Genomic DNA, 14880 nt, shown 5'->3' with positions numbered 1-14880 from the left:
TCTACCATGCTGCCCGGTTCGGGAACAGGGCGAGACCGTGTGATTCCGCGCAAAATTATCCTCGCGCTTCATCCGCGGCGATCTGGCTGCCGCCCGGCACGTTTCCCTACGCCACTGCGGCCCGGATCTGCCCCCGGACAAAATGCTCAATAATCGCCCCGAGTACTGTATCTTTATACAGTTTCCACTTTCAAGCTTTTTCGCCTTGTGTGATAATGATGGCCCACTTTGTCAGTCATAAGCTCACATACTATGGATCAAATCGAAGTCAGGGGTGCCCGGACCCATAACCTCAAAAACATCAGTCTAACTCTGCCACGTGACAAGCTGATTGTGATCACCGGCCTGTCCGGCTCGGGGAAATCTTCCCTGGCATTCGATACGCTCTACGCCGAAGGCCAGCGCCGCTATGTCGAATCCCTCTCGGCCTATGCCCGGCAGTTTCTGTCACTGATGGAAAAACCGGATGTCGACCATATCGAAGGCTTGTCTCCGGCCATCTCCATTGAGCAGAAGTCAACCTCCCACAACCCGCGCTCGACCGTCGGGACCATCACCGAGGTGTATGACTACCTGCGACTGCTGTTTGCCCGGGTCGGTGAGCCGCGCTGTCCGACGCACCATGTGGCCCTGGCCGCACAAACCGTCAGCCAGATGGTCGATCAGGTGCTGGCCCTGCCCGAAGGTAGCAAGATGATGCTGCTGGCTCCCGTGGTCAAAGAGCGCAAGGGGGAACACGTCAAAACCCTGGCCAACCTCGCTGCCCAGGGCTATATCCGCGCCCGGATCGACGGCGAAGTCTGCGATCTGTCCGATCCGCCGACGCTGGAGCTGCACAAGAAACACACCATCGAAGTGGTCGTCGATCGATTCAAGGTCCGCGACGATCTGCAACAGCGTCTGGCAGAATCGTTCGAAACCGCGCTGGAACTGTCCGGCGGTACCGTAGTGGTCAGCCCGATGACGGCCGGCGAACACGAGGAAATCATTTTCTCCGCCAACTTTGCCTGCCCGCATTGCGGCTACAGTATGCAGGAACTCGAGCCGCGCCTGTTTTCCTTCAACAACCCGGCCGGTGCCTGCGGCACCTGTGACGGCCTGGGCGTGCAGCAATATTTCGACCCGGAACGGGTGGTACAGAACGGCGAGCTGAGCCTGGCCGGCGGGGCGATCCGCGGCTGGGACAAACGCAACTTCTATTATTTCCAGATGCTCACTTCGATGGCCGAGCACTATGACTTTGACGTGGAAGCACCGTTCAACAGCCTGCCGCAGAAAACCCAGCAGGTGATCCTCAAGGGGTCCGGCAAACAGGAAATCGAATTTAAGTACATCAATGACCGCGGCGATATCACGGTCCGGCGTCATCCGTTCGAGGGGATCCTCAACAACATGGAGCGCCGCTACCGCGAAACAGAGTCCAACTCAGTGCGCGAGGAGCTGATCAAGTTTATTTCGACCAAACCATGCAGCAGCTGTCACGGCTCGCGCCTGCGCCTGGAAGCCCGCAACGTCTTTGTCGCCGACACCACCTTGCCGCAGATCAGCGAGATGAGTATCAATGAGGCGCTGGATTTCTTCAGCAATCTGTCACTGGTCGGGCAGCGGGCCAAAATTGCGGAAAAAGTGCTGAAAGAGATCTCCGATCGGCTGCACTTTCTGGTCAATGTCGGCCTTAACTACCTCAACCTGTCCCGCAGCGCCGAGACCCTGTCCGGCGGTGAAGCTCAGCGGATCCGTTTGGCCAGCCAGATTGGCGCCGGTCTGGTCGGCGTGATGTACGTGCTGGATGAGCCGTCCATCGGCCTCCACCAGCGCGATAACGAGCGCCTGCTCAGCACCCTGACCCACCTGCGGGATCTCGGCAATACGGTGATCGTGGTCGAGCACGATGAAGATGCCATCCGCACCGCCGACCATGTGATCGATATCGGTCCGGGGGCCGGAGTCCACGGCGGCAACGTAATTGCCGAAGGTACCCTGGCAGATATCCTTGCCTCCGACGCCTCGCTGACCGGCCAGTACCTCAGCGGCAAGAAAAGCATTGCCGTCCCTGAGCAGCGGGTCGCGATGGATCCCGACCGCACCGTCAAGCTGATCGGTGCGTCCGGCAACAACCTGAAGAACGTTGATGTCGAAATCCCGGTCGGCCTGCTGACCTGCGTGACCGGTGTTTCCGGCTCCGGGAAATCGACCCTGATCAACGACACTTTCTTCAAAATTGCCCACCACCAGCTCAACGGGGCAACCGCCGGTGACGCTGCGCCGTACCGGGAGATCCGCGATCTGGACCACTGCGACAAGGTGATCGATATCGACCAGAGCCCGATTGGACGGACGCCACGCTCCAACCCGGCGACCTATACCGGTATCTTCACCCCGATCCGCGAGCTGTTCTCCGGCACTCAGGAATCCCGCTCGCGCGGCTATAAACCGGGCCGTTTCAGCTTCAACGTCAAAGGCGGGCGCTGCGAAGCCTGCCAGGGCGATGGGGTGATCAAAGTCGAAATGCACTTCCTGCCGGATGTCTACGTGCCTTGTGATGCCTGCCACGGCAAGCGCTATAACCGCGAAACCCTGGAGATCCGCTACAAAGGCAAAAGCATTGATGAAGTGCTGGAGCTGACGGTGGAAGATGCGCGGGAATTCTTTGATGCGGTTCCAGCAATTGCCAGAAAACTGCAAACGTTAATGGATGTTGGCCTATCTTATATCCGGCTGGGCCAGGCCGCGACCACCCTGTCCGGTGGTGAGGCCCAACGGGTCAAGCTGGCACGCGAGTTATCCAAGCGCGATACAGGAAAGACCCTGTATATTCTGGATGAGCCAACCACCGGCCTGCACTTCCACGATATCCAGCAGCTGTTGAGTGTATTGCACCGCCTGCGGGATCACGGCAACACCATCGTGGTGATCGAACATAACCTGGATGTGATCAAAACCGCGGACTGGATCATCGATCTGGGTCCGGAAGGCGGCAGCGGCGGCGGTGAAATTATTGCCACCGGCACCCCGGAGCAGGTGGCCCGGGTTGAAGGCTCCCATACAGCGCGCTTCCTCAAGCCGTTGTTACCGGCCATCAACAAGCCCGAGCTGGCCGAGGCCAGGTGATCCCCATCGCAGGCTGGGTCCGCTCAGCCTGCAACCAGACAAGGCGAGCAGCGCAACAGGCAGAAAACGACCATGAATTTGTTACATGTACAAGGCACCCGGCTGGCACAACAGCGCATCAGCAAGCCGGTGATCAAGCCGTTTATGGCCACGCTCAGCGTGTTGTTCCTGTTTACCATGCACTACTTCCAGCACAACCCCGGGGGATCCGGGCTGGCCCTCTCGTTCAATGCCGCCAGCTGGATCCCGCTCAGCTTCGCGATCGCCTTCGGGCTGTTTGAAATTTGCCGTCAGAAAACCTGGCGTTACTCCCGCCTGACCCTGATCCTGTTTGCCTGCTGTGTCCTCCTCACCCTGCCCGTGCTCTACCCGAATGCCGGCGACAGTACTGCAGCGGGCCGGTTGCTTGGACTGTGGGCCGGTTTTCTTTTTTTCCTGGCTTTGCAGCAGTTTGCCTTCAGCCACAAGCAACGCCAGCACCTGCTCTGGCTGATCCTCGCCGCGGTCTGGCTTCAGGCCCTGCTGGGCTGGTATCAGTTCTTCGGCCTGGAAGCGGACACCCCCATCGGCTACGACACCGTGGTCAACCGCCCGTACGGGATTTTCCAGCAGCCCAATGTCATGGCGACGTTCCTGGCCACCGGCCTGGTGCTGTCGGCTTACCTCCTGGCCCGCTTACCTATGTACCGGGGAAAATGGTCGCTCCATCAGGCCGGATTGCTGCTCACCCCGGTGGTCACGATCCCGGTGCTGGTGTTTGTCAGCTCCCGGACCGGATGGCTGGCAGCCATCATAGCTACCTTACTGATCCTGCCCTACCTGTGCCGGTTCGCCGCCAAAGCACAATGGCGGATGTGGCTGCTGATGGTCGCCCTGGGCCTGAGCCTGTCGTGGCATTTAAGCACAAGCGTCAGCTGGGCCCCGGCTGAAGACCGGATCAGCCTGCACAGTGCGCGCAGTATTCACCTGCCGCAAGCCTGGGAGATGTACCGAAAATCGCCATGGCTCGGCTACGGCTACGGCAACTTTGAATCGGCCTATCTCACCCAGACGGCCCAGTGGCACCATAGTGATCCCACTCAGCCGCACGGTCTGGCGGCGCTGGAACATCCGCACAATGAGCTGCTGTACTGGGCGGTGGAAGGCGGTACCCTGCCGTTACTTGGCCTGCTGCTTGCCGCGGCCGCCGTGCTGACCCGGATTCGCAAAGCCCCGCCGGGAACCCGGCTGGCATTGGTGGCACTGTTCTTTCCGCTCACGTTGCACACCCAGCTCGAGTACCCGTTTTATCATGCGCTGGTGCACTGGGTGATCTTTGTGCTCCTGATCTATTGGGTGGATAACCTCACCGCCAAGTACTACAAACTCAAGATCAACTATGTCCTGACAATCCGCATCAGCATGATCCTGCTGCCGCTGCTGATCAGCGGCTATATGGTGACCACACTCTACTCGGGCTACTGGCTGACCAAGTTTGAAACTTCCCGGCCACCGGAGATCAGCTATCTGCAACGCGTGAACAATCCATGGGCCTGGGAAACCCGGCTCTCGTGGGATCTGGCGATCACCCAACTCCACCTGGGCGCAGCAACTCAGGATCCGGACCTGATCCAGCACTATGTCGACTGGGCCACCGAGAAAGCCAAAAGCTGGCCACGGCCGGCCTTGTACCAGAACCTCATCGCCGCCTACCAGTTGCTGGACGATCCGGCGCGGGCCGCCCAAATTCGCCAGGAAGCCGAGTACCTGTTTCCGGCCGATGATTTCAGCCCGGACGCACTGGCCTCCCTCTTTGAGGGCGCTGCACAGCCCGTCAGCCAGGGCGTGACGCCAAGTCTGCCATCTACCGTCGCGCAGTAATACGCCACTCAGGAAACGGGAAACGGACCCGTGTGCACGGCTCACGGCTCACGGGCTGAGCAGACGCCCAAAAAAACGGCTACCGAGGTAGCCGTTGTTGATCCTGCCCCCAGCACACGTGCCGGGCCTCCGGTTGATTCCGAGCTGACTTACTTCAGCGTCGACTCCAGGGCCTTCAGGCACAGCGCCACATTTTCGCTGCGGGCCGCGTATCCCATCAGACCAATCCGCCACGCCTTCCCGGCCAAAGCGCCCAGTCCGGCACCAATTTCCAGGTTGTAACGCTCCAGCAAGGTCTGACGAACCTGCGCATCATCGACACCGTCCGGGATGTACACCGCATTGAGCTGCGGCAAGCGGGACGCTTCCTCGACCACAAATTCGATCCCGAGTTTCTCCAGTCCGTCACGCAGCTCCCGGTGCGCATCCTGATGGCGCTGCCAGGCATTTTCCAGCCCTTCATTTTTCAGCAGCACCAGCGCTTCATGCAGGGCGTACAGGCTGTTCACCGGCGCAGTATGGTGGTAGCTGCGCTTGCCTTCACCGCTCCAGTATCCCAGCACCAGGCTTTGATCCAGGAACCAGCTCTGAACTTTGCTCTGGCGCTGCTGAATTCTCTCCACCGCACGCGGCGAGAAAGTCAGCGGCGACAGGCCCGGGACACAGGACAAACACTTCTGGCTGCCCGAATACACGGCATCCAGCTGCCACTCGTCCACCAGCAGCGGGACGCCGCCTAGCGAGGTCACGGCGTCGACAATGGTCAGACAGTCATGCTGGCGGGCTAACTTGGCAATCGCTTCAGCATCGCTCAGGGCGCCAGTCGAGGTTTCGGCATGGACAAAAGCCACGATTTTGGCATCCGGGTTAGCCTCCAGTGCCTGTTCGACCAACTGCGGGTCAACCGGCTCTCCCCAGGCATTATCGACCATCACTGCCTCACCGCCACAGCGCTCGACATTTTCCCGCATCCGATCGCCAAACACGCCATTGCGGCAGACGATCACTTTATCGCCCGGCTCAACCAAATTGACGAAACACGCTTCCATGCCGGCACTACCCGGCGCAGACACGGCAATGGTGAACGGGTTCTGGGTCTGGAAGGCGTACTGCAGCAGTTGTTTCAGCTCATCCATCATGCCGATAAACAGCGGATCTAAGTGACCGACCGTCGGACGACTCAGCGCCTGCAACACCTGCGGGTAGATATCCGACGGCCCCGGGCCCATCAGTGTACGTTGTGGTGGATAAAAACTACCAATTGTCATTATTATATCTCCTGGGTAAGCGTTCATATTTCTCTGAGCGGCAACCAAAACCGGCAACGTTTCAGGGAATATCCCAGTATTCAGGGAATTGCCCCCGGACGCAACCCTGCACCCCCGCAACGATCACCCTTGCATTTTCCCCGCATAATTTTTCATTCGCCCATTGACAAGCCCCCGGTAAATCCGCTTCAATGAAGGACGTTTTTTGTTCACCCTGATGATCAAAGTATCATCAGGGAAAAAACAGAAGAGGAGCGTTACCCAGGTAACCAGGTTGCGGGGCCCCACCCCGAGGCATCCTGGCGAGGGGGAGTAACGCCGAGATACTGCCGGACTCGGGGAACGGTAGTATCGGCCAGTAAGGTTGAATCCTTCTGGCTGTCACCTTTCATCGTGAAAGGTGGGGAGCTTCTGGTTGTAGCGCGAACTATCCGTCTCACCGATTTGCTCTCCTGACCCTTGGATGTCGGGAACTAACCTCCCGAGTCAGTCCCTATCTTCATCACCATTACTGATATTGGGAGACTTGCTTTGAGCCCTGTTGATAACGCTGCCGCCCTAACCGTCGCCAAATTCGGCGGCACCAGTGTTGCCGATTTTACCGCCATGCACCGCAGTGCCATGATCATCAAACATAACCCGGCAGCCCGGGTGGTGCTGATCAGCGCCTGCTCCGGCGTCACCAACCTGCTGGTTGAACTGGCCGGCGGGGTGCGGGACACAGACCGACGCCAGCAATTACTGACCCAGCTGAAAGATATCCACTACGCCGTCCTGAACGAGCTGGCATCGCCGGAGCCAATTACGCCGGCGATCAATGACCATCTCGACAACGTCGCGACACTGGCCGCGCAGGCTGCAACCCAGCCTAGTGCCCAGCTGACCGATCAACTGGTCGCCAATGGCGAGCTCCTCTCTACCTACCTGTTTACCCAGATCCTCTGCGAGCTGGGGGTGAACGCGGTGCGTGTCGATATCCGCGACATCCTGCGCACCGACAACCAGTTCGGCAAGGCGATACCACAACCGGATGCCATCCGCGCGCTGGCAACAGCGCATCTGGAGCCGTTGCTGGACCAGCAGGTCGTAGTCAGCCAGGGCTTTATCGGCGCTGATCAGGACGGGAATACCACCACCCTGGGCCGGGGCGGCAGTGACTACAGCGCGGCGCTGGTGGCCGAAGCGCTTCGCGCCACCACACTGGAAATCTGGACTGATGTCCCAGGCATGTATACCACCGATCCCCGGATCACGGCCGCAGCCAAGCCCATCCGGGAAATCAGTTTCAGCGAAGCGTCCGAGATGGCCAACTTCGGGGCCAAGATCCTGCACCCGTCCACTTTGGTCCCAGCAATCCGCCAGCAGATCCCGGTGTTTATCGGGTCGTCCCGGGCACCGGAGCAAGGCGGGACCTGGATCCGTGATCGAGTCAGTGATGCACCGCTGTTCCGGGCCCTCGCCCTGCGTTGCAACCAGACCATGGTGACCCTGACCAGCCTGAACATGTTCCATGCCTACGGTTTTCTGGCGGAGGTGTTCCGGATCCTGGCCGAGCACAAAGTCTCGGTCGATCTCATTACGACCTCCGAAGTCAGTGTTTCCCTGACTCTGGATAAAACCGACACCGCCGGCGGCGCGCCGCAGCTCCCGGAAGCCGCTGTGGAAGCACTCAGCCAGCTGTGCCGGGTCGAGGTTGAGCAGGGCCTGTGCCTGGTAGCCCTGATTGGCAACCGGATGAGCCAGACCAAAGGTTCCGCCAAAGAAATCTTCGGCTCGCTGGATGACTACAACCTGCGTATGATCTGCTACGGCGCCAGCCCGCATAACCTCTGCTTCCTGGTCCAGGAGCAGGATGCCAAATCGGTGGTCCAGTCGCTGCACCGCCAGATCCTGGAAGCCTGAGCCACATCGCTCACGCCAGAAACAGCAAGGGCGCCAATCGGCGCCCTTCGTGATGGTGCTTTCATCGATGAGCCTAAGCCAACCCATAAGCCTAAGCCGACAGGTTCGGCCCCAGCCATTTCTCTGCTTCAATCAAATCCCAGCCTTTGCGCTCAGCGTAGCTGTCACGCTGATCTTCCTGGATCTGGGCAACGGCAAAGTAGCGCGCGTCCGGGTGGGAGAAGTACCAACCCGACACCGACGCGCCCGGCCACATGGCATAACTGGTCGTCAGCGACATCCCGATCGTTTCTTCAACCTTCAGCAGCTCCCACAGGGTGCCTTTCTCAGTATGTTCCGGACAGGCCGGATACCCCGGCGCCGGACGGATCCCCTGATATTTTTCCCGGATCAGATCATCATTCGACAAATCTTCCTCCGGTGAATAGCCCCAGATCTCCTTTCGCACCTGCTCATGCAGGTACTCGGCAAAGGCTTCTGCCAGCCGGTCAGCGACCGCCTGCACCATGATCGCATTATAATCGTCCCCTTTGGCTTTAAACGCATCGGCCAGCTCCCGCTCACCAATGCCGCCGGTGACGGCAAATGCCCCGATCCAGTCCGGTTTACCGCTGTCTTTCGGCGCAATGTAATCCGACAGACAATAGTTATAGCCTTTCGGTTTTTCCGTCTGCTGTCGCAAGTGGTGCAGCACCTGAGCGAGCTGGGTACGCGACGCATCGGTATAGACTTCGATATCATCCCCAACACTGTTGGCCGGGAACAGCGCACACATGCCACTCGCTTTCATCAGACCTTCCTGCTCAATCCGATCCAACCATTCATTGGCATCGGCAAACAAACGACGCGCCTCTTCACCCACTTCTTCGTGATCCAAAATCGCCGGGTATTTGCCCATCAGCGACCAGGTCATAAAGAACGGGGTCCAATCGATGTATTGACGCAAGGTCGCGACCTCAAAGTCGTCAAATACATGGGTACCCGGCTTTGCCGGCTCCGGCGGCGTATAGCCGGCCCAGTCAATTGCCACCCGGTTCGCCCGGGCCGTTTCCAGCGTCACCGGCTTGGTCCGCGGTTTCTTGCGGCTGTGCTGATCCCGCACCCGGACATAATCGGCATCGAGTTTTTCAACAAAAGCCGGACGAAGCTCATCCGACAGCAGCGAGGTACACACGCCCACCGCCCGCGAAGCATTGTTCACATAGACCACCGGTTGATGGTAGTTCTGCTCAATTTTCACCGCCGTGTGCGCTTTGGAGGTCGTGGCACCGCCAATCAACAACGGCAGATCAAAGCCCTGACGCTCCATTTCCTTGGCCACATGGACCATTTCATCCAGCGACGGCGTGATCAGACCGGACAGACCGATAATGTCGACGTTCTCTTCCTTGGCGATCTTGAGGATCTGCTCGCATGGCACCATCACCCCGAGATCGATGATCTCGTAGTTATTACATTGCAGGACGACCCCGACAATATTCTTGCCGATATCGTGGACATCCCCTTTCACCGTAGCCAGCAGGATCTTGCCGTTCGTACTCCCGACCTGCTTCTGTGCATTAATGTACGGCTCCAGGTAAGCCACCGCCTGTTTCATTACCCGGGCCGATTTCACCACCTGCGGCAGGAACATTTTCCCTTCACCGAACAAATCACCGACCACGTTCATCCCGTCCATCAACGGGCCTTCAATCACTTCCAACGGCTTGCTGGCATTGGCACGCGCTTCTTCGGTGTCTGCAACAATGAACTCAGTGATCCCCTTGACCAGCGCATGCTCCAGCCGCTTGGCCACCGGCCAGGTGCGCCACTCCAGCGCCGAGGCATCTTCTTCTTTACCAACGCCTTTACCGGCATATTCAGCAGCAATGTCCAGCAGCCGCTCTGTTGCATCATCCCGGCGGTTGAGCACCACATCTTCCACCGCTTCACGCAGTTTTTCCGGCACGTTGTCATAGACTTCCAGCTGGCCGGCATTGACGATCCCCATATCCATCCCGCGCTTGAAGCAGTGATAGAGGAATACAGCATGGATTGCTTCACGGACGTAGTTATTGCCGCGGAAAGAGAACGAGACATTCGACACCCCGCCGGAGATCATCGCGTGGGGCAGATCCCGCTTGATGTCGCCCACCGCTTCAATAAAGTCGACCGCATAGTTGTTATGCTCATCAATCCCGGTGGCGACCGCAAAGATATTCGGGTCAAAAATGATATCTTCCGGCGGGAAGCCGACTTCATCGACCAAGATCCGGTACGCATTGGTACAGATCTCCAGCTTGCGCTCGCGGGTATCCGCCTGGCCGACTTCATCAAAGGCCATCACAATCACCGCCGCACCGTAGCGGCGGATCAGTTTGGCCTGCTCAATAAACTTCTCTTTACCTTCCTTGAGCGAGATCGAGTTGACAATCCCCTTGCCCTGGATACATTTCAGACCGGCTTCGATGACTTCCCACTTAGAGGAGTCAACCATGATCGGCACTTTGGATATTTCCGGCTCAGATGCACAGAGATTGAGGAAACGCACCATACAGGCTTCGGCATCGAGCATCCCTTCATCCATATTAATATCGATGATCTGGGCACCGTTTTCCACCTGCTGACGGGCCACTTCCAGCGCTTCATCGTATTGCTCTTCTTTAATCAGTCGCTTGAAGCGTGCCGAGCCGGTGACGTTGGTCCGCTCCCCAACATTGACAAACAGGGTGTCTTTCTCGATGGTCAGCGGCTCCAGTCCGGACAACCGGCAAGCCACCGGCAGCTCCGGCAGCGCACGCGGTTTCACGGTTGCCGTCACGGCGGCCATCTGGCGAATATGCTCCGGCGTGGTGCCGCAACAACCGCCGACCAGGTTCAGAAAGCCGGACTCCGCCCACTCTGCAATATGTTCAGCCATCTCCTCCGGCGATAAGTCATACTCACCAAAAGCATTCGGCAGACCCGCATTGGGGTGAGCAGAGACCGCGCATTCGGAAATCCGAGACAGCTCTTCCACATACTGACGCAGCTCATCCGGGCCAAGGGCACAGTTGAGGCCGAACGAGATTGGCCGGACATGGCGCAGGGAGTTATAGAAAGCTTCGGTCGTCTGGCCGGAAAGGGTCCGCCCGGAGGCATCGGTAATGGTCCCGGAGATCATCACAGGCAGAGCCATCCCCAGTTCATCAAACACCTGATCGACCGCGAAGGCACACGCCTTGGCATTGAGGGTATCAAAAATGGTTTCAATCAGGATGATATCGGCACCGCCTTCAATCAGGGCATGGGTCGATTCAGCATAAGCTTCGACCAGCCGATCAAAGGAGACATTCCGGTAGCCCGGGTCATTTACGTCCGGTGAAATTGAGCAGGTACGGTTGGTCGGGCCAAGCACCCCGGCGACAAAGCGCGGTTTATCGGGCGTTTTGGCCGTCCATTCATCAGCCACCTGACGCGCCAGCCGGGCCGCTTCGCGGTTGATCTCGGCACTGAGCGATTCCATGTTGTAATCGGCCATGGCAATCGTCGTGGCGTTAAACGTGTTGGTTTCCAGGATATCGGCGCCCGCTTCCAGGTAGGCACTGTGAATCTCGCGGATCAACTGGGGCTGCGTCAGCACCAATAAATCATTATTGCCCTTCAGGTCAGAAGGCCAGTCAGCAAACCGCTCCCCACGATAATCTGCTTCATCCAGTTTATAACCCTGGATCATTGTGCCCATCCCGCCGTCAATGATCAGGATTTGCTGCGCCAACCGCGCTTGTAATAATTCCTTGCCCTTTCCCACCGCACTACTTCCTTATCCATTTTTACAGCTGAATAACATCCTACCACAGGTTAGATGGAAATCTAGACGTCCAAATGAATTATTGTTTCCGGGCTCAGGCTCAATATTGAAAAGTTTTCAGTAGCTATCAATGTATGATGGCTTTATATTTTGACACAATTTGTCTCTTTACTTTTCAGCTTATATCGAGGTTCATGGATGTCCGTTTATAGCACCCTTTGCTTTCTTGCTGCCGCAGCAATGATCATTGCGTTTATCAACAGCAAAATAGGGAAAATGCAAACAACGATTGCGATCACGGCTGGCGCACTGATCCTATCCTTAGGCATCGTGATCGCCGGTCAAAACGGATGGTTTCATTTAGAAGAAATCGCAGCCAGCCAGCTGGGTGAAATCAACTTCGAATCATTTTTGCTCAAAGGGATTTTAGGCTTTCTGCTTTTCGCCGGCGGGCTCGGGATCAAGCTCCCCAACCTGGAAGATCAGAAGTGGGAAATCACCGTCCTGGCTTTGGCCGCCACGCTATTTTCCACCTTCTTTATCGGCTTTGCCCTCTGGGGTATCTGCCAGCTCATCGGCATCGACTTTCACCTCATCTACTGCCTGATTTTCGGCGCCCTGATCTCCCCGACCGACCCCATCGCCGTCCTGGCCATCGTAAAAAAGCTCAATGCCCCACGCCGGATTTCCACCCAGATTGAAGGCGAGTCCCTGTTCAATGATGGGTTCGGCCTGGTCATTTTTGTCACCTTATTCACCATTGCCTTCGGCAACGAAGCACCGACCATTTTAGGCGTCGGTCAGCTGTTTATTCAGGAAGCAATCGGCGGGATTGCTTACGGCTTCCTGCTTGGCCTGCTGTTCCATTACCTGATCAGTGCCACAGACGATCACTCCATGGAGCTGCTGCTGACCATCGGGGTACCGACAGCCGGATATGCTTTCGCCGATCTGATCCATGTCTCCGGACCTCTGGCGATGGTAGTCTCCGGGATCATGATAGGGAACTGGACGCGCTACATCGGGTTCTCGAAAGAAAGTGAGGATCACCTGGACCATTTCTGGGAACTGGTCGATGAATTCCTCAACGGGGTGCTGTTCCTGCTGATCGGTCTGAGCATGCTGCAGTTCAGCTTCCACGAGGAAGACTGGATCCTGATGGTCATCGCCGTGCCGTTGGTACTGCTCAGCCGCTACCTCAGCATCCAGCTGTCCTACTTTGGATTCCAGCGCTACCGTAGCTATAACCCGCATTCGGTGAGGATCCTGACCTGGGGTGGCCTGCGTGGCGGCCTGGCGTTGGCGATGGCAATGGCCATTCCGGCCGGAGTCATCGTGATCCCGGAGAAGAACATTGACGTGCGCGAGTTGATTCTGGTGATGACCTATGCCGTCGTGGTGTTCTCCATCCTGATCCAGGGTTCAACCATTACCCCGATGATTCAGAAAGCCAAGCTCTGGGAAGCCGATAACGCCAAGCAATAATGACAAAGACCTGCCTCGGCAGGTCTTTTGTTATTCATGTGCTGTGACACCGAAGGAGCCTGAACGGCGACATACCGGCAAGTACACACCAGCCAGGGAATGATTAATCATCCCGGGTAAATTTATCTACCGAGAAATGCTCCAGATCATATGGCGTCTGCTGGTACACACAGTAATTCAACCAGTTCGAAAACAGCAAGTGGCCATGACTACGCCAACTGGCCACCGGTGGATTGTCCGGATTTCCCTCCGGGTAGTAATTCACCGGAATATTCGGCTCCATCCCTTCACTCAAATCACGCACATACTCATTATGCAGGGTATGCACATCGTATTCGGGATGACCGGTCACAAAGACATTCCGCTTATCTTTCGTCGCCGCCAGGTAAACCCCGGCTTGTTCAGACGTCGCCAGGATATCGAGATCCGTATGTTGGGCCAGATAATCCGGGGAGAAATCCGCGTAGCGGGAGTGCGGCGCAAGAAAGGTATCGTCAAAGCCACGCAGGATGGGATGGCGGCAATCATGAATGCGATGGGAATACACCCCGGAGAGCTTCTCCTTACGGGTTCGCTTGGGCAAATCATACAACAGTTTGAGTCCCGCCTGTGCCGCCCAGCAGACGAACAGGGTGGACGTCACATGTGCTTTCGCCCAGTTCATGATGGTTTGGATCTCTTCCCAGTACAGCACATCTTCAAACTGCACCAACCCCAAAGGGGCGCCGGTGACAATCAAACCATCAAAATTACGCCCTTTCACCATATCGAACTGGCGGTAAAAAGTATCTAAATGCTCCGTCGGAGTATTCTTCGTTGGTCGGTTATCAATCCGGAGCAGCTCGACATCCACCTGAAGCGGGCTATTCGATAACAACCGCAAGAACTGAGTTTCCGTCTCAATCTTTCTTGGCATCAGATTCAATAGCAAAACCTTGAGGGGACGGATCTCCTGGCTCGCTGCACGCGCTTCAGACATCACGAAAATATTCTCGCTACGCAGAATATCCGTTGCAGGGAGTTGGTCAGGAATTTTTATCGGCATCTTGGTTTGCTCCTTCAACATGTTTCCAAATAACCTGGCGCCCCTTTGATGCGAGCACGGATCGATTCGATGCATCGACAGGATGTTTAGACGTCCAGATTTCTAAGTAAACTATATAACTTTCTGGCAAGGCGCAAGGAAAAGCACTTAAAAAGAATTGGGCAACGAGCTGCAATCTTGAGAAATTTTCATGAAAGTGACTGTTCAGAAACGAAAAAACCCAGCCTTTCGGCTGGGTTTTAAAATGGGTGTTCAGCAATGTCCTACTCTCACATGGGGAGGCCCCACACTACCATCGGCGCTACAACGTTTCACTTCTGAGTTCGGCATGGGATCAGGTGGGACCATTGTGCTGTTGTCGCTGAACAAAATAGTGGTGCTAGTACCCAGATTTGAACTGGGGGCCTCACCCTTACCAAGGGTGCGCTCTACCGACTGAG

General features: G+C 57.0%; 7 protein-coding genes, 1 rRNA gene and 1 riboswitch. Of the genes, 4 read left to right on the top strand and 4 right to left on the bottom strand.

The features are described from left to right. The first annotated feature begins 252 nt into the window (after positions 1 to 252). Both uvrA and VV869_RS07830 read left to right on the top strand, forming a co-directional pair. On the top strand, positions 253 to 3111 hold the full coding sequence (uvrA, locus tag VV869_RS07835) for an excinuclease ABC subunit UvrA (RefSeq protein ID WP_337734431.1): 2859 nt from the start codon (positions 253 to 255) through the stop codon (positions 3109 to 3111). A gap of 72 nt (positions 3112 to 3183) precedes the next feature. Further along, positions 3184 to 4971, top strand: a complete 1788-nt coding sequence (locus VV869_RS07830) for a PglL family O-oligosaccharyltransferase (protein ID WP_337734430.1) — start codon at positions 3184 to 3186, stop codon at positions 4969 to 4971. Positions 4972 to 5120: 149 nt separating this feature from the next. On the opposite strand, the gene VV869_RS07825 is transcribed toward VV869_RS07830, so the two are convergent. Further along, a complete protein-coding gene (locus VV869_RS07825; RefSeq protein WP_337734429.1) occupies positions 5121 to 6239 on the bottom strand; it encodes a pyridoxal-phosphate-dependent aminotransferase family protein in 1119 nt (372 codons plus the stop codon). A 239-nt stretch (positions 6240 to 6478) separates the two neighbouring features. Beyond that, positions 6479 to 6658: riboswitch (Lysine riboswitch) on the top strand. Positions 6659 to 6770: 112 nt separating this feature from the next. Between VV869_RS07825 and lysC the strand changes: the two genes are divergently transcribed. Continuing rightward, the gene (gene lysC, locus VV869_RS07820; protein ID WP_337734428.1) at positions 6771 to 8141 is read left to right on the top strand and encodes a lysine-sensitive aspartokinase 3; all 1371 of its coding nucleotides are present in this window, start codon (positions 6771 to 6773) and stop codon (positions 8139 to 8141) included. Between the two features lie 91 nt (positions 8142 to 8232). Here the strand turns inward: lysC and metH are convergent, their stop codons facing one another. Beyond that, positions 8233 to 11910 carry a methionine synthase gene (gene metH / locus VV869_RS07815; protein WP_337734427.1) on the bottom strand — a complete coding sequence of 1226 codons (3678 nt, stop codon included), beginning with the start codon at positions 11908 to 11910 and terminating at the stop codon, positions 8233 to 8235. A gap of 198 nt (positions 11911 to 12108) precedes the next feature. Here metH and VV869_RS07810 point away from each other — a divergent pair, with 198 nt between their 5' ends. Continuing rightward, positions 12109 to 13395, top strand: a complete 1287-nt coding sequence (locus tag VV869_RS07810) for a cation:proton antiporter (protein WP_337734426.1) — start codon at positions 12109 to 12111, stop codon at positions 13393 to 13395. 103 nt (positions 13396 to 13498) lie between these two features. On the opposite strand, the gene metA is transcribed toward VV869_RS07810, so the two are convergent. After that, entirely contained in the window at positions 13499 to 14440 is a 942-nt protein-coding gene (gene metA, locus VV869_RS07805; RefSeq protein ID WP_337734425.1) for a homoserine O-acetyltransferase MetA, read from the bottom strand. A gap of 250 nt (positions 14441 to 14690) precedes the next feature. After that, positions 14691 to 14806, bottom strand: a 5S ribosomal RNA gene (gene rrf, locus VV869_RS07800). Positions 14807 to 14880: the final 74 nt, after the last annotated feature.

Origin of the sequence: Photobacterium sp. MCCC 1A19761, from assembly GCF_037389125.1 — a bacterium.
In the GTDB taxonomy this organism is placed as follows: domain Bacteria; phylum Pseudomonadota; class Gammaproteobacteria; order Enterobacterales; family Vibrionaceae; genus Photobacterium.
Note: the sequence above shows the minus strand (reverse complement) of the source record. Positions and strands in the feature narration are given on the sequence as shown.